Source organism: Aminobacter niigataensis (assembly GCF_946995915.1).
In the GTDB taxonomy this organism is placed as follows: domain Bacteria; phylum Pseudomonadota; class Alphaproteobacteria; order Rhizobiales; family Rhizobiaceae; genus Aminobacter; species Aminobacter niigataensis.
The window spans coordinates 2,793,089-2,813,544 of the sequence record NZ_OX341517.1 but is presented as its reverse complement, the minus strand read 5'-3'; the positions used below and the strand labels follow the sequence as shown (position 1 = coordinate 2,813,544).

Here is a 20,456-nt window from a genome sequence, read left to right as displayed (position 1 = left end):
GTTATTCCTTCGGCGGCTCGGCAGGCACGGGTGCCGTACCCAGTCCATGGACGCTGCGCGCCCTGACGCGCGGCGCGAATGCCCGGCCCGGCTCCGGCGCCCTGCGCAAAGCCGGATGCACGACCGGCTCCTTGGCACGGAAGGCATAGGCCCGGACCAGGGAAAGGTAATTCGGATAGGCATAACCCTTGTTCATCCTGAGCCATTCCTCGCGACGGGTGCGAAACAGTTCCGGCAGCTTGTACCAGGCAACGGTCGGGCTCTTGTGGTGGACGAAGTGCAGGTTGTTGTTGAGGAACAACAGCGACAGCGGCGAGTGCTCGACGATGATCGTGCGCCCCTCGGGATGCTCCGACCACTGGTGCTCGGCAAAGGTGCGGATCGAGATGATCGACTGGCCGAGCCATACGGGGACCAGCACATAGAGCCACAACGGCACGCCGAAGCCGAATTGCACCACCGGCAGGACGATCGCCAGGCCCGCCGCATGCAGCAGCCATGCCTTGCGGATCGCCTTGTCGCCGGCAACGATCTGCTTGGCGTCGTCGATGAAGAAACCGATGCAGGCGAGCAGCGGCCCAAGCACAAAACGTCCGGCCATCGTGTTGTTGATCCTGAGCAGAAGCTTCATCGCCTCCGGCAGGTCGTCATGTTGCCACAGCGCGCGGTAGTAGCTTTCGGGATCGTCGAACGGATCGGTCAGGCGCTCGTCGGCGTGGTGACGCAGATGGATGGTCTTGAACCGGCGGTACGGCCAGACAACGCCGATCGGCAAGGAAACCAGCACCTCGTTGAGGCGCGCATTGCGTGTCGGGTGGCCGTGCAGGACTTCGTGCACCAGCGACGACTGCAGTGCCACCGCCAGCGCCATCACCGCAAGGGCCGCAACCGGATAGCTCGGCCAGATCGCGAAGCCGGCGACCAGCCAGGCACCGTAGCAGGCAGCGATCAGAAACACCGTCGGCCATTCGACCGTGGTGGTCGTGCCGCGCTTGTGTTTCCGCTTTGCCATGCTGATGCCTGCTGCCTTGTGAAGCCTGGAACTCATTGATTCCTGACATAATGTTGTCAGTAATCATGCATCGCTTCAACGCGACAATGCGCACAAAATGTTTACATTGCGCTGCTTAAGCCGCAAATGTTATACTTAGTAAACAAACTGAAAGATGAATCTAATTTCGGCGGCCGGCATTGCCGCTGGGGCAAATTGAATCCGGAGATTGCCAGCCATGGACAAACGCGATCTATCCGGCATCTTCCGCGACCGCCTCAAGTCGCTGGTCCAGCGCTCCGGCCTCAACCAGTCGGCCTTTGCCGCGTCGGTGGGCATAGATCGTTCCGCACTGTCGCAACTGCTTTCAGGAGCGACCATCCGCTTGCCCCGCGCCGAGACGCTGCTGACGATCGCCTCGGCGCACAGGGTGTCGCTGGACTGGCTGCTCGGCCTCAGCCAGGACGAAGGCGTCACCGGCGAGATCCGTGAAAGCCTGGAGATCGAGGAAGCCTCCGGCGGCTTTGAACGCACCTTGATCGCCAAGTGGCACGCCGAAGCGGCCGGCACCAAGATCCGATATGTGCCCGCCGGCATCCCCGACCTGCTGAGAACGGAAGCGTTGGTCGACTACGAGGCCGACATCTCCAACAAGAACCGTGAGGTCCAGGCCGGGGAAACCCAGTACCGGATCGACTACAACCGCCGGCCAGAGACCGACATGGAGGTCTGCATGCCGCGCCACACGCTCGAGATCTTTGCCCGCGGGCTGGGCGTATGGTCCGGCTTCCCCGAGACCGACCGCAAGCAGCAGCTTCGCCACATGGCCGACCTGCTCGACGACCTCTACCCCACGTTCCGCCTGTTTCTCTATGACGGACGCATGCGCTATTCCGTGCCCTATACGATCTTCGGCCATTCCCGGGCGGCGATCTATGTCGGCGACATGTACCTGGTGCTGTATGCGACCGACCCGATCCGCACGCTCACCCGCCATTTTGACAACCTGATCCGCGCGGCCGACATCAACGCGCACGAAACGGCGGCATTCGCCAGGCGGCTGGCAGTCGCGTCTTTTCCCGCCGGTTGGGCCTGACCGGCGCCCTGGTTGAAATTCGCGCTTCGTTGCGGCAGCGTGCTCCCTCATTTCGAGGAGCCCATGTCAGATCAGAATCGTATCGTCGTGCCCGCCCAGTCGGGACGTTCCATCCGCGTGTCGCGCGGCGACCTTGTCCGCATCATCGACCCCAATGGCCAGCAGGTGGCCGACCTCTGGGCGTTCACATCAGACATGAAGGACTGGCTGAGCACATCGAACACCCGCGACATCGGCGAGCGGCTGTTTCCCAAGGTTGGCGAACACTTCTACGGCACGACAGGTGAGCCGTTGCTGACGCTGGTCGCGGACGCATCGCCCGGCCCGCACGACATGCTCTATCCCGCCTGCAACCACGCGCTTTACGTGCGTGCCGGGTTTGCCGATCACCCCAATTGCCAGGACAATTTGCACGCAGCACTGGCCTCTGAAGGTATCACCCTGCCCTTCACGCCGGACCCGGTCGACCTGTTCCAGAATTCGCTGCCGCAGCCCGACGGCCGGATCGATGTCTTCGCCTCGATCAATCCGCCCGGCGGCAACGTCACCTTGCGCGCCGAGCGCGACCTGCTGCTCGTGGTCACTGCCTGTTCGGTCGATCATTATCCCACCAACGGCGGCATTTGCACGGAGATCGAAGTCGAAGTCACGACCGCGCGGTAGTGCGGTTTGTCGAACGCAAACGTTGACTGGACATAAAGACTTCTTTATATCGTTATCCACTCTCCCAATATGAAAGTCGCTGCGATGACGACCAATCCGATCGATGCCCTGCTGGCCGAAAAGGGCGTGCTGCTTGCCGACGGCGCGACCGGCACCAACCTGTTCGCCATGGGCCTCGAGGCCGGCGAAGCACCCGAGCTGTGGAACGAGAGCGCGCCCGAGAAGATCGAGACGCTGCATCAGAAGTTCGTCGATGCCGGCGCCGACATCATCCTCACCAACTCCTTCGGTGGCACCCGCCATCGCCTGAAGCTGCACCACGCCCAGGACCGCGTCTTCGAACTCAACAAGCGCGCCGCCGAGATCGCACGTGCCGTCGCCGACACGGCGGGCCGCAAGGTCATTGTCGCCGGCTCGGTCGGCCCGACCGGCGAGTTGCTGGTACCGCTTGGCGCCCTCACCTATGACCAGGCCGTCGACGCCTTCGCCGAACAGATCGAAGGCCTCAAGGCCGGCGGCGCCGAAGTCGCCTGGATCGAGACGATGTCGGCCCCGGACGAGATCCGTGCTGCCGCCGAGGCGGCCATCCGCGTCGGCCTGCCCTACACCTATACCGGCTCGTTCGATACCGCCGGCCGCACCATGATGGGCCTGCTGCCCAAGGACATCCATGGCGTCGTCGACGGTCTGGCAGAGGCGCCGCTTGGCGTTGGCGCCAATTGCGGCGTTGGCGCATCCGACATCCTTGCCTCGCTGCTCGACATGAGCGAGGCCAAGCCGGATACCACCATCATCGTCAAGGGCAATTGCGGCATCCCGGAATTCCGCGGTACCGAGATTCATTATTCGGGCACGCCGGAACTGATGTCCGACTATGTCCGCCTCGCGGTCGATGGCGGCGCCAGGATCATCGGCGGCTGCTGCGGCACCTCGTTCGAGCATCTGGCAGCGATGCGCAAGGCGCTCGACGCCCACAAGAAGGACGTCCGTCCGACCGTAGAGGCCATCGTCGAGCGCATCGGCCCGATGCGCAACAAGCTGGCCGCGCCGAACACAGCCGAGACGAGCGAAGGCCGCCGCGAGCGTCGCCGCCGCGGCTGAGCCTTACCCGATCGTCAGCTGTTTTCTTCGTAGCGCGCGAGTGCCGACTTGACGTCGGTGCCCGCGCCTTCGACCGGACGCATCAACATCACCGCATCCGACGTACGCACGTCACCCAGCTTTTCCATGGCAAGCCGGAAGCGCTCATTGTTGAGCGCCGACCATGCCGTGCGGTGGGCGTCGTCGACTTCGCTCATGCGGGCACGCGACGGCTCTTGCATAGCGGCTGGCGTCGCCTGCTGAACAGGCTTGGCGGGCACATAGATGTGGCTGTTGGTGGCAGGCAATGCGGCCTGTGCCATGACGTCCGACGCGACGTCGCTATTGCGGTTGGCAGCTTCGGGGCGGGCCGGTGTCGCCAATGGATCGGCGGTGCGAACATTCGAAACCGCACCCGACATCGCACGACCAACAAGCATTCTCAAACCACCCCTTGCTCACCCGCACCTGTATTAACCGAGGATCATTGCGATCGGGTTCCGGGGCAAATTGGCATTTGAATAGAATTGTTCGAAAGAGCTGAAAATTTGGCCTTTCGGCGGGTTTTGCACATCAAAGCCCCCCGCCTGCGGCGGGAGCCCACACATTTCCCGGGCGCGCGGGAATCAGAGGTCTTCCAGGTCGCGGCGCGCCTTCTTGAGGATCTCGCGCGCCTTCTCGGCCTGTGCCGCCGTCAACGAGCCGCTGCGCAGCCGGCTGAATACCGCGAAGTTCAGCGCCTTGACCTCGTCGCCCAGCGCAACGCCGCTGACCTGCGTCGACGTTTCGTCGATCTGGGCGTTGATCTTGGCCAACTCAGCGGCGTTCTCCTCTAAATATGCCTTGCCCTGCTCGGTGATCGAATAGAGCTTCTTGTTGCCGTTGGCGACGGAGACGACGAGGTCGGCCTCCTCCAGCATCTGCAGCATCGGATAGATCGCACCGGGGCTCGGGCTGTAGGCGCCCTGGAACTTGGCCTCCAGCGCCTTGATGATGTCGTAGCCGTGGCGCGGCTCCTCGGCGATCAGGCCCAGCACGACCAGGCGCAGCGCGCCGGGATCGAACATGCGCGGGCCGCGGCCGCCGAACGGACCGCCGCGATGACGACCGAAGGGACCGCCGCGGCCATGGCGACCGCCGCCCCTGCCGCCTTCATTCTGGCTCGACATGGACCATTCTCCGCGGCAACGATGATTGAAATTCGGGTGATTGAACATGTGAGTACCTCTCCAGGATGTTTGCTTCATGTCGCCATATCTATTCAAAGATATATCTTTTGCAAGATAGAACGTAATACTTTTTTTCGGACCCAGCGCCGACAGCTCGCGAAAAAGGCCGGCGAAGAATTGCCTTCGTCGATCCATCACGCAGTCGATTTTTGCATTATTTCAGTTGCTTACGGCCAGCGCCTGTTGTTCCGTCAACGACGCCCGCTGCCGAACGAAATTTTTCGCCGCTTGGCGCCTAAGCGCCGACAACCATTTCGCTCAGCACATTACTGAAGTGCTTTTCCTGCCGCTCCAACCACTCGTAAGCCTGCGGCCAGTTCGCCGGATCCGTCATCGCCACCGGGTGATTGGACAGGTAGCAGAGCGGGTAGTCGCCGCGCAGGCTGACGCCGAGCACCTTGCCCAACGCAGGCTCAAAAGCGGATAGCCGGCTCGCCGTGGTGGCATAGCCCTCGCCGCGTTGCCCCCTGACGAACAGACCGACGCTTCGGTTGGTCAGGTAGAGCGAGACAACAAGGTCGTCGGAGACGTGCCGCCAGCGCGAATAGAGGCTGCCATGGCGTATCCTGGGATCGTTGCGGTGGGCGAGATAGCCATCCCAGAAAACCTTGATCTCGCGCGACGACAGCGACCGCAGGCCGCCATGCGCGATATCCCATTCGTCCAGTTCCCGGTCGGCCATCCGTCGTCTCCCGATGCACCACCTGAGCGTTTCGGGTGGACGCCAAGAGATCACAAAAGAACGGCCGGCGGAAAGCCCCCTTTCCGCCGGCCGGCCCACCTACCCTTGCCTGATGCCTTACGGCTTGCTGCCCTGGAGCGACGATGCCAGCCGCACCAGCGACAGGAACTCGGCGCGATAGCCATAGGGGTCGGCACCGCGCGCCGCCGAGGCGATCTCGGCGATCCTGTCGAAGCCGAACTTGTCCGTTGCGTCTTCGTCGCGCAGCTTCTGCCCGAAGGCCGCAACTGCCACCGAGAAGCGCTGGTCTGCACCTGCAGCATCGAAGCTCGAAACCTCGTTCGCCCTGGTCACCGGCGTGGTGATCAGCTTGCTCACGTCGCCGTCGGGCGCCTTGTAGCGTATCTTGACGAAGGCATATTCGTCGGCATCGACGACCCCGCCATTGCTGGTCGAGGCCTGGCCGTAGCGCAGCGGGTCCATCGCCAACGCCGGGCTGTCCTTGGGCGTGATCTCGTAGATCGCCGTGACCGAATGGCCGGAGCCGATTTCGCCGGCATCGACGCGGTCGTTGTTGAAGTCTTCGCGGTTCAGAGCCCGGGTCTCGTAGCCGATCAGCCGGTATTCCGCGACCGCGGACGGGTTGAACTCGACCTGGATCTTCACGTCCTTGGCGATCGGGAACAACGTCGACGATGCATCCTGCACCAGCACCTTCTCGGCCTCGGCCAGCGTGTCGATATAGGCCGCCGTGCCGTTGCCGTTCTGGGCGATGGTCTGCATCATTTGGTCGTTGAGATTGCCGCGGCCGAAGCCGAACACCGACAGGAACACGCCCGACTGGCGCTTCTCCTCGATCAGGCGCTTGAGGTCATCGTCATCGCTCTGGCCGACATTGAAGTCGCCATCGGTGGCCAGCATCACGCGGTTCACCCCATCCTTGACGAAGGAGCTCTGAGCGAGCCGATAGGCCTCTCGGATACCCGCCTCGCCGGCCGTCGAGCCACCTGGCGTCAAAGTGTCAATCGCCTGCAGGATTTTGGCACGTTCCGACGCCTTGGTCGGTTCGAGAACAGTACCTGCATTGCCCGCATAGGTGACGATCGAAACGGTGTCGTCGGGGTTGAGCTTGCCCACCAACAGCCGGAACGCCGAACGCAGCAGCGGCAGCTTGTCCGGCTCGTCCATTGAACCGGACACGTCGATCAGGAACACCAGGTTTGCCTTGGGCTGCTCGGCGGGCTTGACGTCATAGCCCTTGATCGCGACGTGCATCAGCTTGGTGTGCTCGTTCCACGGCGTCGGCATGACGCTGACGGTGGTGTTGAACGGCACTGACGCCTGCTCCGGGCCCTTCCAGTCGTAGGGGAAATAATTGATCATCTCCTCGACACGCACCGTATCGGCCTGCGGCAGAAGGCCTTCCTTCAGCGAGCGGCGAACGAACGAATAGGAAGCGGTGTCGACATCGATCGAGAAGGTCGAAACCGGATCTTCGAGGGCGGAGCGAACCGGATTGGTCTTGAACTCCTGCACGCGGTCGCGGTTTTCCGCCTGCGGCGGCATCGGCATATCGGACGGCGCGATCTGGGGCTGTGCCATCAATGTAGGCATGGACGCAACAGCGTCGGCCATCGGTGCGGGCGCGCTGCCGCCGACTGGTGCCGCCTCGTTCATGACGGCCTCTTCGCTCGCCGCTTTCGCCTCAGGCTTCGCCGGCGCCGCTGCAAGGAGTTCGGTCGTGGCCTCACGCCGTTCAGCATCAGCCTTCTTGAGCGTTGATGCGGGTGCCTCTTTCGAGCGCACGACGGGCGCCTGCGCGATCTCCTGGTCGGCACCGAAATTGAACGGCGATCCCTCCATCAGATAGAACGTGGCGTAGCCGGCGATCGGCAGGGCAACGAGACCGGCCAGGGCCGGCGCTGCAATCAGCTTCTTTTGCATGACGTCTCTCCAGAGCTTTCGTGCTCGTTCGGTGAGACGATGGGTCTTGGCCGATCCTTGGGTGGCAGTTGGATTTTTTTCCAGGTCGTAGGCAGCTATGGCCGCGGCAAGCGCGCGCGCCTTGGCTTCCCCGCTCGGAACCGGCGTCGGAATGTTGCGGAGCATGTCGAGTTCGTTGTCGTCGACCATGGTCACTCTTCCCCGGCCGAGCGCATGAGCAGCTTCAGCCGTTTCTTCGCTTCATGGATGTGCCAGGACACCGTGGTTTCGGCGATTGCCATCGCTTCGGCGGCAGCACCATGTGACAGGCCTTCGCCATAGACCAACAGGACGGCATCTCGTTGCTTGTCGGGCAATTGGCGCACGGCAGCCCACAACCTGTCGGCAGGGTCCTCGGCGGCCGGCTCGATGTTCTCCGCCATCAGCGCATGGGCTCCGTAGGCGGCGGTCTTCGCCGTCTCCCGCGCGGACTTGCGTTGCATGTCGCGGGCGGCATTCAGCGTCATGGCGTAAAGCCACGTCGTGAAAGCACTGCCGCCGCGATAGTCGCGAATGGCACGACCAAGCCGTGCGCACACTTCCTGTGCGATGTCCTCGGCGTCGGTCCTGCTGCCGCACCAGCGCCATGCAACGCGATGGACAAAGCCGTAATGCCTCTCGACGAGTTCGCCGAAAGCCAACCTGTCGCCGCTGCGCGCTCGTCCGATCAGGTCGCTATCGGAGGCTTCGCTTTCGTCCAGCATCATCGCCATCATTTGCCTGTTGGACGAAAGCTTTGGGGCAATCCTTGGGGTGGCGCGAAAATAATTCTAGGCGGCCTGCCCGGCGGCCCAGCCGGACGACCAGGCCCACTGGAAATTGTAGCCGCCGAGCCAACCGGTGACGTCGACGACCTCGCCGATGAAGAACAGCCCCGGCACGGATTTCACCTGCATCGTTTTCTGGTCGAGGGCGTTGGTGTCAACGCCGCCCAGCGTCACTTCCGCCGTGCGATAGCCTTCCGAGCCGGCCGGCTTGATGCGCCAGGCGTTGACGGCAGCGTCGACCGTCTTGAGCTGCGCATCGTTGAAATCGGCGAGATTGCTGTCAAGACCGGTGCGTTCGGCAATCGCCTGCGCCAGTTTCTTGGGCAGATGGGCCGCAAGCACGGTCTGGACCGCCTGCCGGCCGTTGCTGCGTTTGGCCTCGCGCAGCAGGCCGGCGACATCGGTTCCCGGCAGCATCGAGATCGCAATCTCGTCGCCCTCGCGCCAATAGGACGAAATCTGCAGGATCGACGGCCCGCTAATGCCGCGATGGGTGAAGAGCATGGCTTCGGAAAAGCTGGTCTTGCCGCAACCGACATCCGCATCGACGGCAATGCCGGACAGTGGCGCCAGCTTTTCCAGCGTGTTGGCGTCGAAGGTCAGCGGCACCAATGCCGGCCGCGTCTCGACCACAGGCAGGCCGAATTGCGCCGCAAGCTCATAGCCGAAGCCGGTCGCACCCATCTTGGGGATCGACTTGCCGCCGCAGGCCACGACAAGCGAACTGCAACCGACGCGGCCGCCGGAAAGAGCCAGTTCGAAGCCGCCAGCGGTCTTGCGGACGTCCTCGACAACGGTCGACAGGCGCAGTTCGACGCCGTTTTCCCGCATTTCCTCGACCAGCATATCGATGATCTGGCGCGCCGAGCCGTCGCAGAACAGCTGTCCCAGCGTCTTTTCGTGGTAGGCAATGCCATGGCGCTCGACGAGCGAGATGAAATTGCGCTGGGTGTAGCGGCTGAGCGCAGAGATGCAGAAATACGGGTTCTGCGACAGGAAATTCTTCGGGCTGGCGTGGATATTGGTGAAGTTGCAGCGCCCGCCACCCGAAATGCGGATCTTTTCGCCTGGTGCTCGAGCATGGTCGAGGATCAACACAGAGCGGCCACGCTTGCCCGCCTCAAGCGCGCACATCATGCCCGCGGCGCCGGCGCCGATCACCACGACATCAAAGAATTGCATTTCGGACTTTCCAGATCGATCGGCGCGCGACCAAACTGACCGCGAAAGCTGTATCCCGTGCCTGATAACCGAACCCGTCGGGATGGCAAAGTTGGAAGTTCACGCGGGCGTTGCCTTTTGCAGCCAGCCGCGAAGGGGTTGGCTGCACGCAGCAACGTTCCGGGCTGGATCAGCCCTGCCCCTCGATGCGGACCGTCCTTGCGCGAACATGCAGTGTACGGCCGGCACCGAGCCCCATCGCGGCAGCGCCGACGCCCAGCGCCACGAACAGAAACGCCGACGCTGAAAAGCTGCCGGTCCACCCGCGGATGAGGCCGACCAGCAACGGCCCGATTGCCGCCAGCACATAGCCGACGCCCTGCGCCATGCCGGAAAGATGCGCCGCGACATGCGAATCCGGTGAGCGCAGCACGATCAGCGTCATTGCCGCCGCGATCAGGCCGCCTTGGCCGATGCCCTGCAGGATCGCCCAGAAAAGCACGGTAGAAGTCGGTGCGAACAATATCCCCAGCAGCGCGACCACGGCAGCAATAACGAGCACCACATTGACGCCGCGCTGGTCCTTGCGCCGCACGGCAAAGGACGGAACGGCAAGGCAGGTGACGACCTGCGCCATCACCGAGACCGAGACGATCGCTCCGGCGGTCGTGGCGTCGAAGCCGCGCTCGCGCAGGATCGGCGCCAGCCAGCCGAAGACGCAGTAGGCGAGAGCCGACTGCAGCCCCATGAACAGCGTGACCTGCCAGGCCAGGCGATCGCGCCACAATCCGACGACGCGATACCCGCTGTGGCTGGACTGCTTGCCGGCGCTGAGCGCCTGCGGTGCCCAGATCGCCAGCACGACCAACGCCGGCACGGCCCAGGCGGCAAGTGCACCCGACCATGAACCGGTGATCAGGCGCTCGATCGGCAGCGTGAGGCCGGCAGCTGCGGCCGAACCGGCACACAAGGCCATGGTATAGAGCCCGGTCATCATTGCGGCCTTGTTGGCGAAGTCGCGTTTCACCAGCCCCGGCAGCAACACATTGCCGATGGCAATGGCACCACCGGCGAGGAAGGTGGCAAGGAAAAGCAGCGGAACGGAGCCGAACCATCGCAAGCCGGTGCCGAATGCCAACACCGCGAGCGCACCAAGCAGCGTGCGTTCGGCCCCGTAACGCTGGGCCAATTTGGGCGCAAAGGGCGCAAACAGTCCGAGGCACAACACGGGCAGAGTCGTCAGCAGGCTTGCACCGATCGTCGAAAGCCCGGTTTCCTGCATCACTTCGGGCAGCAGGACCGACAGGCTCGAAAACAGCGGCCTGAGGTTGAAGGCAATCAGCACGAGGCTGGCACCAAGCACGATCTGGCCTGTGCGGCTGCGCAGGACAGGCGGTTGCGGCTTGGGCAGGCTGTCGATCTCGGCGTCGACAAGCTGGTCGTCGAGGCCGTTGATCGTTTCGATCCGCTTGTCATGCGGATCGCCGGGGCGGAAATTCTGGTTCATTGCACAAGCAGTCTGTCGAGTTCGAGAAGCACCGGTGCGACGAAGGCACGGATGGCGGCGGCTGCCCGTTCCGGGTCGCCTGAGGCAACCGCGTCGACGATGGCCTCGTGCGCGGGACCGTCGGGCTCCGGCAAATCGCCACCAAGCGTCGCCTGGATGGTCTCGGCGATGGCACCGGTGAAGAAGTCGTAGAGTTCGATCATCGCCGTGTTGCCGGAGGCTTCGACCACGGATTTGTGGAAGGCGATGTCGCGGCGGATGAAGGCCTCGTGCCCGCCATCGGCCGCCGTGCCCCTCGCTTGCAGCAGGCACCGCATTTTCACGACGTCCGCCGGCGTATGGCGTATCGCGGCAAGCCGGGCGGCCTCGACGTCCAGAGCCGCCCGTGCCTCCCATTGATCTCGCAGCCCAGCGCGCTTCATGCGACGGAGTGCGGCTGACGGGTCGACGGTCGAGCGAACATAAGTACCGGAGCCCTGTCGCGTCTCCAGGAGACCTTGCGAGACCAGCGCCCTCACCGCCTCGCGCACCGTGCCACGGCTGACCGTCAGCAGTTCGGCAAGTGCAGCCTCATTGGGGATACGGTCACCGACGTTCCAGCGTCCGCCTACGATTTCGCTGCGCAGGCTTTCGCCCGCACTGTCGGTCAGATTGGTCCGGCTGGCTGGCTGCATGGTAGGCGCCTATTCATCAAGTCATCGGATGACTTGATGAATAGGCCGGAAGCCCTTTTGGGTCAATTAGACAACGCTCGGCAGCGCTTGTACCAGGCCGAGCTGCCTCAGAAGCCGCCGAAGCTCTTCATATGAAAGGCCTGGACCTGACTGGGATATTTAAAGGCCAAGCCCTGCGGGCAGGCATTGCGGTCGAGGCAGCCGCCGGTTCGGCACGGTGCGCCCATCGGGCCGCGCACATGCGCGAGGCAAGCTTGATGCGCGAAACCGGCCTCGGAATAGGCACCGACCGGACAGGATTTAAGGCAGGGTTTTCCGATGCATAGATCGCAAAGATGAATCTGTTCGGGAGGTCCCTGCATCTCGATCTCGACATCGAACAGCAAGGCGCCGCGATAGGCATGCCAAAGCCCATATGCGGGATGCATCAGTATCCCGAGCGGCGATGGCTTCAGCCCCTCGGCACGCATCGCCCATTGCTGGAAAGGCAGATAAGGCTTGTCCGACGGCGACGCCGCCCGCGCCCCGAACTCTGCTGCTACCCCGCCGATGATCTCGCGCGACCAGGTATCGAGCGGTCCCTCAAGATCTGTTGGCTGCCGTTTGAGCCACCTCTGGAAATGCGGCCACGGCGCAGCGCCCGCTTGTCCCACCAGCAACACCGACCGCGCGGGCCTGCCCGCCGGTCCGGCCGGTGTGGCATCGCCCTCTCCGAGAACAAAACCGCCGCGCGGCATGAGACCATGCTCAGCCAGCGCGGCGGCAATGTCGTCAACCAGACAGGGAGACAAGCGTCATCCTTTCTTGCCCGGATCGGAGAATGCGCTCCGCCAGACTTCCTTGTGAATGATGCTGGCGACTTTAGCCCCGCCTGAAACGGGCTCCTTTCACGTGAAGGCGTCGGGCATCGACGCCTTCTTGGCACCGATGAAGTCCTTCAGGCCGTCATCGATGCTTGGGTCGAGATACGGCGCCTCGTAGCTTTCCAGCCAGCGGCGGGCGAGGTCGTTGGCGCGCTGTGGCGCGGTCTTCTGCCCTTCTGCGAGCCACTGCTCGTAGGAATTGTTGTCGGCGATGCTGGAGCGGTAGAACGCCGTCTGGAAGTTTGCCTGGGTGTGGTCGCAGCCCAGATAGTGGCTGCCGGGGCCGACTTGGCGGATGGCATCCATCGCCTGGCCGTTTTCCGAGAGGTCGACGCCTTCGGACAATCTCTGCGTCATGCCGAGCTGGTCGATGTCCATCATGAACTTCTCGTAGCAGGAGGCGAGACCGCCTTCGAGCCAGCCGGCCGAATGCAGCACGAAATTGGTGCCGGCCAGGATGGTCGAATTCAGCGTGTTCGCGCTTTCATACGCCGCCTGTGCATCCGGCACCTTGGAGGCGCAAAGCGAGCCGCCGGTACGGAACGGCAGACCGAGACGGCGGGCGAGCTGTGCGGCCCCGTAAGACACCAGCGACGGCTCAGGCGTGCCGAAGGTCGGCGCGCCCGACTGCATCGAGATCGACGAGGCGAAGGTGCCGAACAGCACCGGTGCGCCCGGACGGATCAGTTGGGTGAAGGATGCGCCGGCCAGCACCTCGGCCAGGACCTGGGTCAGCGTACCGGCAACTGTCACCGGGCTCATCGCGCCGGCCAGGATGAACGGCGTGACGATGCAGGCCTGGTTGTGGCGCGCGTAGACCTTCAGCGCACCCAGCATGGTTTCGTCGAAGACCATCGGCGAGTTGGCGTTGATCAGGCTGGTCAGCACCGTGTTGTTTTCGACGAAGTCGTCGCCAAACACGATCTTGGCCATGGCGATTGTGTCTTCCGCACGTTCCGGCGCCGTGACCGAGCCCATGAACGGCTTGTCGGAATATTTGATGTGGCTGTAGATCATGTCGAGGTGGCGCTTGTTCACCGGCACGTCGACCGGCTCGCACACCGTGCCGCCCGAGTGGTGGATCGACGGCGCCATATAGGCGAGCTTCACGAAATTGCGGAAATCCTCGATCGTCGCATAGCGGCGGTTGCCGTCGAGATCGCGGACGAAGGGTGGGCCGTAGACGGGTGCGAAGACGGTGGCGTTGCCGCCGATCTGCACCGAACGCTCCGAATTGCGCGCGTGCTGGGTGTAGACGGACGGAGCGGTCTTCAGCAGCGAGCGGCACAGGCCCTTGGGAAAGTGGACGCGCTCGCCCTTGACGTCGCAGCCGGCCTCTTTCCACAGCTGGAGCGCTTCGGCGTCGTCGCGGAACTCGATGCCGATCTCCTCGAGCACCGTGTCGGCGTTCTTCTCGATAAGCGCCAGCCCCTCCTCGTTGAGAACCTCATAAACGTTGATCTTGCGCTTGATATAGGTGAGCTGGGTGCCGGGGCCGCCGCCGGAGCGGGCCGCACGCCGGGCCGCTGCCCCACCGCTTGCGCCGCGCCCGCGCCGCGCGTTCGACGCTTCCTGATCGGTCACGAGGTTTTCTGTCATCGCCGTCATCCTTGAAACACGTTTGGCCGCCTGTCGCAGCACCTCGCCGGATCGTAGCCATGCACCCTAGGCGAAACGGCTTGCCAGCGCCAACGCCTGTCGCAAAATCGACAAGCAAGTCGGCAAGTTATCAGTCGCTTTCGTTTTGCAGGAGGTCGCAAATCAGCTATGGATTTGCGGCACTGGCAAGCTACGTATTAGCGCAGTAGCCGCCCGCCGCAATTTGGCGCCGCCCCGAGGGAGCCTCCTGACATGTCCGACGAAGAAATCATCCTGTCCGAGCTTTCCGACGACGAGCTCGTGCAGCAGATGCACGACGATCTCTATGACGGGCTCAAGGAAGAGATCGAGGAAGGCACCAACATCCTGCTCGAACGCGGCTGGGTGCCCTACAAGGTGCTCACCGAGGCGCTCGTTGAAGGCATGCGCATCGTCGGCGAGGATTTCCGCGACGGCATCCTGTTCGTTCCCGAGGTGCTGCTTTCGGCAAACGCCATGAAGGCCGGCATGTTCATCCTGCGCCCGCTGCTAGCCGCCACTGGCGCCCCCAAGCAGGGCAAGATGGTCATCGGCACGGTCAAGGGCGACATCCACGACATCGGCAAGAACCTTGTCGGCATGATGATGGAAGGCGCCGGCTTCGACGTCATCGACCTCGGCATCAACAACCCGGTCGAGAACTATCTCAACGCCATCGAGGAACATCAGCCCGACATCATCGGCATGTCGGCGCTTTTGACCACGACCATGCCCTACATGAAGGTCGTCATCGATACGATGAAGGAAAAGGGCATCCGCGACGACTTCGTCGTGCTCGTCGGCGGCGCCCCGCTCAACGAGGAATTCGGCAAGGCCGTCGGTGCCGATGCCTACTGCCGCGACGCGGCGGTGGCCGTCGAGACAGCCAAGGACTACATGAAGCGCAAGCACAATTTGCTCGCTTCCGCTTGATGCAGCGAGGCCGCACCTTGCGGTGCGGCCTCTTCGTGCCGATGTGAATAAGATTGACGGGATTCAGTCCCCTATTGGACTGTGTCCTCGATGGCGTTTGCCGTCCCCTTGACGTCCTTGCCGACGCCGCGAACGGTGTTGGCGCATGAGGCAAGTGCGAGCGCGCAGGCGATGACGGCGATCGGTGCAAGACGTGACAGTTTCATGGAATGGGTTTCCCTCTCTGAAGGTTCGACCTAAAGCAACGAAGGCCGTTTCAACTGGTTCCATGGCCACAAAGCAAAAAACGAAATCCGATATCGCGGACAGGCTGCTCGTCATCGGCTGCGGCATGATTGCGCGCGAGGTTCTGGCGGTCAAGGAGCGGCTGGGGCTCGATCATCTCGAACTGACCTGCCTGCCGGCCGACTTCCATTTTCGCCCCGACCGCATCGCACCCGCCATGGACAAGGCGATCACGGACGCCAAGGCGGAAGGCTACCGGCACATCTATGTCGGCTACGCCGATTGCGGCACGGGCGGGCTGCTCGACCGAGTCTGCGAAAAGCATGGCGTCGAGCGCATCGCTGGCCCGCACTGCTTTGCCTTCTACCAGGGGGCGGCCAACTATGCTGAGGTTGGCGAGGCCGACATGATGTCGTTCTACATGACCGACTTCCTGTGCCGGCAGTTCGACGCCTTCTTCATCAAGCCGCTCGGGCTCGACCGGCACCCGGAACTGGTGACCGACTACTTCGGCAACTACGAGAAGCTGATCTACCTCGCCCAGACCGATGACCCGGCGCTCGACAAGGTGGCCGAGGACGCGGCCAAGATGCTGGGACTGGTCTACGAGCGGCGCTCCACCGGTTATGGCGACCTGCCCCAGGCTCTTGCCAACGCTGCGTCAGCCGCGGCAGATCATTAAAGCGCCTGATTCCTCCCTTGAGGTTCAGCCACAAGGGGAAGGGTTTTCATGGCTTATCGCAAACTGATGCTCGCTGCCGTCCTGACGGCGTCCGCCGGCTTTGCCCATGCTGACGGCGTGGTGCAGAAGCTGATGACGCCCGCCGACAAGGCGCGGCTCGAAAAATACGACGACACGCGCAAAGAGGCTTTGCAGGGCGCCAAGACCGGCGCACCGGCAGATGTGGCCGTGCTCGACCAGATGCTCGCCAAACCGCTGCTGTCCGTTCCCGATTTCGACATGGCCGGCAACTGGCAGTGCCGCACCATCAAGGCCGGTGGCGACGTGCCACTCGTGATCTACGCCTGGTTCAAGTGCAGGGTCAGTGACGACGGCTCGGGCTGGCAGTTGGAAAAGCTGAGCGGCTCGCAGCGCACCAAGGGCCGCTTCTACGATGACGGCGAGAAGCGTTCGATCTATCTCGGCTCGGGCTTTATCGCCGGCGATAGTCCGAAAGCCTATGCCAGCGGCCCGGAAACGGACCAGATCGGCTATGCTTTCCGCTCGGGCCCGACGGAATGGCGCATCGAGTTTCCGGCGCCGAGATACGAATCCAAGCTGGACATCATCGAATTCCGGCGCTGACATTGCATTCGGGGCGGCGCGGCATCACATGCAGCCTTCCGGTGTCATCAAGGATTAACCTGGCCGTCGCACACTGCGATGGGGATCGGCGCATGAAGATGCTGCCGCAAGTGGGCTGAAGACTGCATGAATAGGCAAAACGACGAATCTGACGCGGGCGAAATCGCTGCTGCGCCGCAGCGGCGTCGCGGACGCCGCCTCTCCGCGATCTTTGCCCAGCTCGCCCGCGACGCCAACGGCAACATCTCGATCGGCGACATCAGGGACACATTGGGCAAGCGCAGCTTCGCGCCGCTCCTGGTCTTGTTTGCCGCGTTCAATCTGCTGCCCCTGCCGCCAGGCGCCTCGGCTGTGCTCGGCCTGCCGTTGCTCATCGTGGCGGCACAGATGGCCTTTGGCAGCAACCGCGCCTGGCTACCTAACTTCATCACGCGGCGCTCGCTTTCGGCCGACCAGTTCCGCACCGTCACCGACTGGGTCATTCCCAGGCTGATACGCCTCGAAGAGGTCGTGCGACCGCGCTACTGGCCGTTCTGGCGCAAGCAGGGCGACCGGGTGATCGGCATCATTGCACTCATTCTGTCGGTGTCGATCACGCTACCGATTCCGCTCGGCAACTGGCTGCCGGCATTTGCCACGGCCCTCCTCGGACTGGCGCTGTCGGAGCGCGACGGCATTCTTTTTGCCGTAGGCAGCGCCGTTGGCGTAGCCTCTCTGGCCGTTGTCGGTGTCGTGGTGGGCGGCGCGGGCTTTGCCACGCATGCCTTCATTGCCTGGCTGGGGTAGCTTTGAATGGGTCGCGGGCCTATCGTCTTCGTCACCGAAGGCGGCGAACATATCTGGGCTATCATCAACAGTTTGACGGACCGCTTCGGGCCATTCACCGTCGTTCTCGAAACGCCCTACGCGAAGCGTGAACTGCTGATCCGCCGGGCCAGGAAGCTCGGCTGGTTCTCCGTCATCGGCCAATTGGGCACGATGGTCCTGATCCGCATCGGAAAAAGGCTCCTCAACGGCAGCATCGAACGCATCATTGCCGAGGAGAAGCTCGAAACCAGGCCGCGTGCCGGTCAGGAAATCGTATCGGTTTCATCTGCCGACGGCCCCGAACTGGCCAAGACGGTACGCCGGCTCGAGCCGGCGGTGGTGTTCCTCGCCGGCTGCAGGCTGCTTTCGGCAAGCACCCTCGCAGGCATCCCCTGCCCGGTGGTCAATTACCATTCCGGCATCAACCCGAAATATCGCGGCATGAATGGCGGATACTGGGCGCTTGCCACGGGCGATCGCAAGAATTTCGGCTCGACCGTGCATCTGGTCGATGCCGGCGTCGACACCGGTGCAGTGCTCTACCAGTCCCGGGGGACACGTGGAAAAAGCGACACCATCGCCAGCTACGCCATGCGTCAGGCCGCCTTCTCTCGCGACATTTGCGCCAAGGCCATCGAAGATGCCTTGAGCGGAACTCTTGCGCCGATCGACACCGACCTGCCCTCCAGGCAATGGTACCACCCGACCGTCTGGGGCTACCTTTGGACAGGCATCCGCCGCGGCGTCTGGTAGCGCCAAAGCAACTATCCCACCTCTATCTATTACGGCACGACGCCGCGTCGCTTTTGAATGCGCGCGCGTCGTCCCATAACAAGCAGCACCCCCGTGGTTGCGGCAAAGCTCAACGTCACTGAAAGCGAGATCGAAATGGCCGACCTGATCATCGTCTACTGGCGCGACATCCCTGCCCAGGTCATCGTCAAGAAGGGCCGGCAGAACGCCAAGCGCGAATTGCCGCTGCGGTTCACCGAAGCGATCGACATGTGCGCCATGCGCACGGGTGCCGGCGACACCGACGCTTATCTGGCAGAGTGGCGCAAGGCCGATCCGGTTCCGGTCAGCGACGACCTCGAAGCGGAAGCCGACAAGGCGATGGCCGAGATCGATGCGAATTTCACACGCGAGCGGCTGGTCGCTCTCGTCAAGGCAGGCGGCAAGGACGATGGTTGATACCCAGCCGACAGTAACCCAGGCGACTTTGGTCAAGAAGGCCGCGCCCAAGAGCGATTACAAGCCGGCCGATGTGTCGCCGCAGCGCCGCGTCCAGCGCAGCTACACGATAAGGCTTTGGTCGATCCGCCATTCGCGCCTGCTCGAATGGTTCTACAGCCGCTTCGCCGACATGTTCCTGTTGCTCCACCCGTTGTGGAAGAAGATCGGCTATGGCCGCGTCGAGGCTCCGATCAAGTTTGTCGAGAAGCGGGTCAAAGGCCTGATGTTCGACTGCCGCATGTGCGGCCAGTGCGTGCTGTCGTCGACCGGCATGTCGTGCCCGATGAACTGCCCCAAGCAACTGCGCAACGGCCCTTGTGGCGGTGTGCGCGCCAACGGCAATTGCGAGGTCGAGCCCGACATGCCCTGCGTCTGGGTCAAGGCCTGGGAAGGTTCGCGCAACATGGTCAAGGGCGACGCCATCCTCAACGTCCAGAAACCGGTCGACCAGTCGCTGCGCGAAACCTCGGCCTGGCTGAGGGTTACGGCGCAAGCAGCAGCCACGCGTGAAACCGCCAGCAAGGAAGTCGCATGAACCCGCCGCGCCCGCGCCAGCCCGACGAGCACCCCGACGGCATCGACCTGCCGCTTGATCGCCTGCCCGGCCATTCGTCGCGCGGCCGCCTGGAGCGCGTACTGCGCCGGGGCGAGTTCGCCGTCACCACCGAGTTAAACCCGCCCGACAGCGCCGACCCCGAAGACGTCTACAACCGTGCCAGGATTTTTGACGGCTGGGTCGACGGCATCAATGCGGTCGACGCGTCGGGTGCCAACTGCCACATGTCGTCCGTCGGCATCTGCGCCCTGCTGACCCGCATGGGCTACGCACCGATCATGCAGATCGCCTGCCGCGACAAGAACCGCATTGCCATCCAGGGCGACGTGCTGGGCGCGGCCGCCATGGGCGTCGCCAACATCCTCTGCCTCACCGGCGACGGCGTGCAGGCCGGCGACCAGCCCGGCGCAAAGCCGGTATTCGACCTCGATTCGATGTCGCTGCTCGAAACCGTCCGCATCATGCGTGACAACGGCAAGTTCCTGTCGGGCCGCAAGCTGACGACCCCGCCGCAGCTGTTCCTCGGCGCGGCAGTGAACCCCTTCGCCCCGCCCTATGACTTCAGGCCCGTTCACCTCGGCAAGAAGATCGCCGCGGGCGCGCAATTCGTGCAGAGCCAATATTGCTTCGACGTGCCGATGTTCCGCACCTTCATGCAGCAGGTGCGCGATCGCGGCTACGACGAAAAGTGTTTCATCCTGGTCGGCGTGGGCCCGCTTGCTTCGGCCAAGACCGCCAAGTGGATTCGATCAAACGTGCCGGGCATCCATATCCCGGACTCGATCATCGCTCGCCTGGAAGGTGCCCAGGACCAGAAGAAGGAAGGCAAGCAGATCTGCATCGACATCATCAACGAGGTGAAGGAGATCGCCGGCGTGTCGGGCATCCATGTGATGGCCTACAGGCAGGAAGAGTACGTTGCCGAGATCGTGGATGAATCGGGTGTGCTAAAGGGCCGCCGGCCGTGGAAACGCGAAGCTCGCGCCGATGACCAGTTGGTCGCCGACCGTCTTGAGCACCTCCTGCATGACGACGTTACCGAATCGCAGGTCGACATGGTGAAGACCGCGCACTGAGACAAGG

The 20,456-nt window shown here is 63.2% G+C and carries 23 protein-coding genes; 11 read left to right on the top strand and 12 right to left on the bottom strand.

All coding sequences use genetic code 11. The features are described 5' to 3' along the window. Window position 1: 1 nt before the first annotated feature. The gene (locus O1Y97_RS13660) at window positions 2–1,012 is read right to left on the bottom strand and encodes a fatty acid desaturase (RefSeq protein ID WP_318761374.1); all 1,011 of its coding nucleotides are present in this window, start codon (window positions 1,010–1,012) and stop codon (window positions 2–4) included. A 217-nt stretch (window positions 1,013–1,229) separates the two neighbouring features. On the opposite strand from O1Y97_RS13660, the gene O1Y97_RS13655 reads away from it, so the two are divergent. From O1Y97_RS13655 to bmt, 3 genes are all read left to right on the top strand, one after another. Then, complete coding sequence (locus tag O1Y97_RS13655; protein WP_055969153.1) at window positions 1,230–2,087, top strand: helix-turn-helix domain-containing protein; 858 nt, start codon at window positions 1,230–1,232, stop codon at window positions 2,085–2,087. A 63-nt stretch (window positions 2,088–2,150) separates the two neighbouring features. After that, entirely contained in the window at window positions 2,151–2,750 is a 600-nt protein-coding gene (locus O1Y97_RS13650) for an urea carboxylase-associated family protein (RefSeq protein WP_318761373.1), read from the top strand. An 84-nt stretch (window positions 2,751–2,834) separates the two neighbouring features. Beyond that, window positions 2,835–3,851 carry a betaine--homocysteine S-methyltransferase gene (gene bmt / locus O1Y97_RS13645; RefSeq protein ID WP_318761372.1) on the top strand — a complete coding sequence of 339 codons (1,017 nt, stop codon included), beginning with the start codon at window positions 2,835–2,837 and terminating at the stop codon, window positions 3,849–3,851. A gap of 14 nt (window positions 3,852–3,865) precedes the next feature. On the opposite strand, the gene O1Y97_RS13640 is transcribed toward bmt, so the two are convergent. The 10 genes from O1Y97_RS13640 to O1Y97_RS13595 form a co-directional block, all read right to left on the bottom strand. Next, a complete protein-coding gene (locus tag O1Y97_RS13640) occupies window positions 3,866–4,270 on the bottom strand; it encodes a hypothetical protein (RefSeq protein WP_318761371.1) in 405 nt (134 codons plus the stop codon). A gap of 186 nt (window positions 4,271–4,456) precedes the next feature. Beyond that, window positions 4,457–4,999, bottom strand: coding sequence for a PadR family transcriptional regulator (locus O1Y97_RS13635; RefSeq protein ID WP_318761370.1), 543 nt, complete (start codon window positions 4,997–4,999; stop codon window positions 4,457–4,459). A gap of 295 nt (window positions 5,000–5,294) precedes the next feature. Further along, window positions 5,295–5,741 (bottom strand): hypothetical protein, encoded by a 447-nt coding sequence (locus O1Y97_RS13630; RefSeq protein WP_108607804.1) that lies wholly within the window; start codon window positions 5,739–5,741, stop codon window positions 5,295–5,297. Between the two features lie 117 nt (window positions 5,742–5,858). Beyond that, window positions 5,859–7,874, bottom strand: coding sequence for a vWA domain-containing protein (locus O1Y97_RS13625; protein WP_318761369.1), 2,016 nt, complete (start codon window positions 7,872–7,874; stop codon window positions 5,859–5,861). Window positions 7,875–7,876: 2 nt separating this feature from the next. Continuing rightward, window positions 7,877–8,437 carry an RNA polymerase sigma factor gene (locus O1Y97_RS13620; protein WP_318761368.1) on the bottom strand — a complete coding sequence of 187 codons (561 nt, stop codon included), beginning with the start codon at window positions 8,435–8,437 and terminating at the stop codon, window positions 7,877–7,879. Window positions 8,438–8,494: 57 nt separating this feature from the next. Beyond that, window positions 8,495–9,673 (bottom strand): BaiN/RdsA family NAD(P)/FAD-dependent oxidoreductase, encoded by a 1,179-nt coding sequence (locus tag O1Y97_RS13615; RefSeq protein WP_318761367.1) that lies wholly within the window; start codon window positions 9,671–9,673, stop codon window positions 8,495–8,497. A gap of 169 nt (window positions 9,674–9,842) precedes the next feature. Further along, entirely contained in the window at window positions 9,843–11,159 is a 1,317-nt protein-coding gene (locus O1Y97_RS13610) for a CynX/NimT family MFS transporter (protein ID WP_318761366.1), read from the bottom strand. Continuing rightward, window positions 11,156–11,833, bottom strand: coding sequence for a FadR/GntR family transcriptional regulator (locus O1Y97_RS13605; protein ID WP_318761365.1), 678 nt, complete (start codon window positions 11,831–11,833; stop codon window positions 11,156–11,158). The genes O1Y97_RS13610 and O1Y97_RS13605 overlap by 4 nt, the downstream gene beginning before the upstream one ends. 107 nt (window positions 11,834–11,940) lie before the next feature. Next, a complete protein-coding gene (locus O1Y97_RS13600) occupies window positions 11,941–12,570 on the bottom strand; it encodes a hypothetical protein (RefSeq protein ID WP_318761364.1) in 630 nt (209 codons plus the stop codon). 150 nt (window positions 12,571–12,720) lie between these two features. After that, window positions 12,721–14,295 (bottom strand): trimethylamine methyltransferase family protein, encoded by a 1,575-nt coding sequence (locus O1Y97_RS13595; protein WP_318761363.1) that lies wholly within the window; start codon window positions 14,293–14,295, stop codon window positions 12,721–12,723. A gap of 252 nt (window positions 14,296–14,547) precedes the next feature. Here O1Y97_RS13595 and O1Y97_RS13590 point away from each other — a divergent pair, with 252 nt between their 5' ends. After that, the gene (locus O1Y97_RS13590; RefSeq protein WP_183260597.1) at window positions 14,548–15,246 is read left to right on the top strand and encodes a corrinoid protein; all 699 of its coding nucleotides are present in this window, start codon (window positions 14,548–14,550) and stop codon (window positions 15,244–15,246) included. A 71-nt stretch (window positions 15,247–15,317) separates the two neighbouring features. Here the strand turns inward: O1Y97_RS13590 and O1Y97_RS13585 are convergent, their stop codons facing one another. After that, window positions 15,318–15,452, bottom strand: coding sequence for an entericidin A/B family lipoprotein (locus O1Y97_RS13585; RefSeq protein WP_115731652.1), 135 nt, complete (start codon window positions 15,450–15,452; stop codon window positions 15,318–15,320). Window positions 15,453–15,514: 62 nt separating this feature from the next. Between O1Y97_RS13585 and O1Y97_RS13580 the strand changes: the two genes are divergently transcribed. The 7 genes from O1Y97_RS13580 to O1Y97_RS13550 all read left to right on the top strand — a co-directional run bounded on the left by O1Y97_RS13580 (window position 15,515) and on the right by O1Y97_RS13550 (window position 20,449). Then, entirely contained in the window at window positions 15,515–16,153 is a 639-nt protein-coding gene (locus O1Y97_RS13580) for a DUF1638 domain-containing protein (RefSeq protein ID WP_318761362.1), read from the top strand. Between the two features lie 48 nt (window positions 16,154–16,201). After that, a complete protein-coding gene (locus tag O1Y97_RS13575) occupies window positions 16,202–16,777 on the top strand; it encodes a DUF4893 domain-containing protein (RefSeq protein ID WP_318761361.1) in 576 nt (191 codons plus the stop codon). A gap of 126 nt (window positions 16,778–16,903) precedes the next feature. Beyond that, window positions 16,904–17,563 carry an exopolysaccharide biosynthesis protein gene (locus tag O1Y97_RS13570; protein ID WP_108607795.1) on the top strand — a complete coding sequence of 220 codons (660 nt, stop codon included), beginning with the start codon at window positions 16,904–16,906 and terminating at the stop codon, window positions 17,561–17,563. 6 nt (window positions 17,564–17,569) lie between these two features. Continuing rightward, window positions 17,570–18,337, top strand: a complete 768-nt coding sequence (locus O1Y97_RS13565; RefSeq protein ID WP_318761360.1) for a formyl transferase — start codon at window positions 17,570–17,572, stop codon at window positions 18,335–18,337. Between the two features lie 135 nt (window positions 18,338–18,472). Further along, window positions 18,473–18,775, top strand: a complete 303-nt coding sequence (locus O1Y97_RS13560; RefSeq protein WP_108609854.1) for a virulence factor — start codon at window positions 18,473–18,475, stop codon at window positions 18,773–18,775. Next, a complete protein-coding gene (locus O1Y97_RS13555) occupies window positions 18,768–19,352 on the top strand; it encodes a methylenetetrahydrofolate reductase C-terminal domain-containing protein (protein ID WP_108607793.1) in 585 nt (194 codons plus the stop codon). The genes O1Y97_RS13560 and O1Y97_RS13555 overlap by 8 nt, the downstream gene beginning before the upstream one ends. Beyond that, window positions 19,349–20,449 (top strand): methylenetetrahydrofolate reductase, encoded by a 1,101-nt coding sequence (locus tag O1Y97_RS13550; protein ID WP_108607792.1) that lies wholly within the window; start codon window positions 19,349–19,351, stop codon window positions 20,447–20,449. Before O1Y97_RS13555 ends, O1Y97_RS13550 begins: the two co-directional genes overlap by 4 nt. Window positions 20,450–20,456: the final 7 nt, after the last annotated feature.

Coding starts and splice junctions, on each gene's coding strand:
- O1Y97_RS13660 (WP_318761374.1), bottom strand. CDS start 1,012: ATGGCAAAGCGGAAACACAAGCGCGGCACGACCACCACGGTCGAATGG.
- O1Y97_RS13655 (WP_055969153.1), top strand. CDS start 1,230: ATGGACAAACGCGATCTATCCGGCATCTTCCGCGACCGCCTCAAGTCG.
- O1Y97_RS13650 (WP_318761373.1), top strand. CDS start 2,151: ATGTCAGATCAGAATCGTATCGTCGTGCCCGCCCAGTCGGGACGTTCC.
- bmt (WP_318761372.1), top strand. CDS start 2,835: ATGACGACCAATCCGATCGATGCCCTGCTGGCCGAAAAGGGCGTGCTG.
- O1Y97_RS13640 (WP_318761371.1), bottom strand. CDS start 4,270: ATGCTTGTTGGTCGTGCGATGTCGGGTGCGGTTTCGAATGTTCGCACC.
- O1Y97_RS13635 (WP_318761370.1), bottom strand. CDS start 4,999: ATGTCGAGCCAGAATGAAGGCGGCAGGGGCGGCGGTCGCCATGGCCGC.
- O1Y97_RS13630 (WP_108607804.1), bottom strand. CDS start 5,741: ATGGCCGACCGGGAACTGGACGAATGGGATATCGCGCATGGCGGCCTG.
- O1Y97_RS13625 (WP_318761369.1), bottom strand. CDS start 7,874: ATGGTCGACGACAACGAACTCGACATGCTCCGCAACATTCCGACGCCG.
- O1Y97_RS13620 (WP_318761368.1), bottom strand. CDS start 8,437: ATGGCGATGATGCTGGACGAAAGCGAAGCCTCCGATAGCGACCTGATC.
- O1Y97_RS13615 (WP_318761367.1), bottom strand. CDS start 9,673: ATGCAATTCTTTGATGTCGTGGTGATCGGCGCCGGCGCCGCGGGCATG.
- O1Y97_RS13610 (WP_318761366.1), bottom strand. CDS start 11,159: ATGAACCAGAATTTCCGCCCCGGCGATCCGCATGACAAGCGGATCGAA.
- O1Y97_RS13605 (WP_318761365.1), bottom strand. CDS start 11,833: ATGCAGCCAGCCAGCCGGACCAATCTGACCGACAGTGCGGGCGAAAGC.
- O1Y97_RS13600 (WP_318761364.1), bottom strand. CDS start 12,570: ATGCCGCGCGGCGGTTTTGTTCTCGGAGAGGGCGATGCCACACCGGCC.
- O1Y97_RS13595 (WP_318761363.1), bottom strand. CDS start 14,295: ATGACAGAAAACCTCGTGACCGATCAGGAAGCGTCGAACGCGCGGCGC.
- O1Y97_RS13590 (WP_183260597.1), top strand. CDS start 14,548: ATGTCCGACGAAGAAATCATCCTGTCCGAGCTTTCCGACGACGAGCTC.
- O1Y97_RS13585 (WP_115731652.1), bottom strand. CDS start 15,452: ATGAAACTGTCACGTCTTGCACCGATCGCCGTCATCGCCTGCGCGCTC.
- O1Y97_RS13580 (WP_318761362.1), top strand. CDS start 15,515: ATGGCCACAAAGCAAAAAACGAAATCCGATATCGCGGACAGGCTGCTC.
- O1Y97_RS13575 (WP_318761361.1), top strand. CDS start 16,202: ATGGCTTATCGCAAACTGATGCTCGCTGCCGTCCTGACGGCGTCCGCC.
- O1Y97_RS13570 (WP_108607795.1), top strand. CDS start 16,904: ATGAATAGGCAAAACGACGAATCTGACGCGGGCGAAATCGCTGCTGCG.
- O1Y97_RS13565 (WP_318761360.1), top strand. CDS start 17,570: ATGGGTCGCGGGCCTATCGTCTTCGTCACCGAAGGCGGCGAACATATC.
- O1Y97_RS13560 (WP_108609854.1), top strand. CDS start 18,473: ATGGCCGACCTGATCATCGTCTACTGGCGCGACATCCCTGCCCAGGTC.
- O1Y97_RS13555 (WP_108607793.1), top strand. CDS start 18,768: ATGGTTGATACCCAGCCGACAGTAACCCAGGCGACTTTGGTCAAGAAG.
- O1Y97_RS13550 (WP_108607792.1), top strand. CDS start 19,349: ATGAACCCGCCGCGCCCGCGCCAGCCCGACGAGCACCCCGACGGCATC.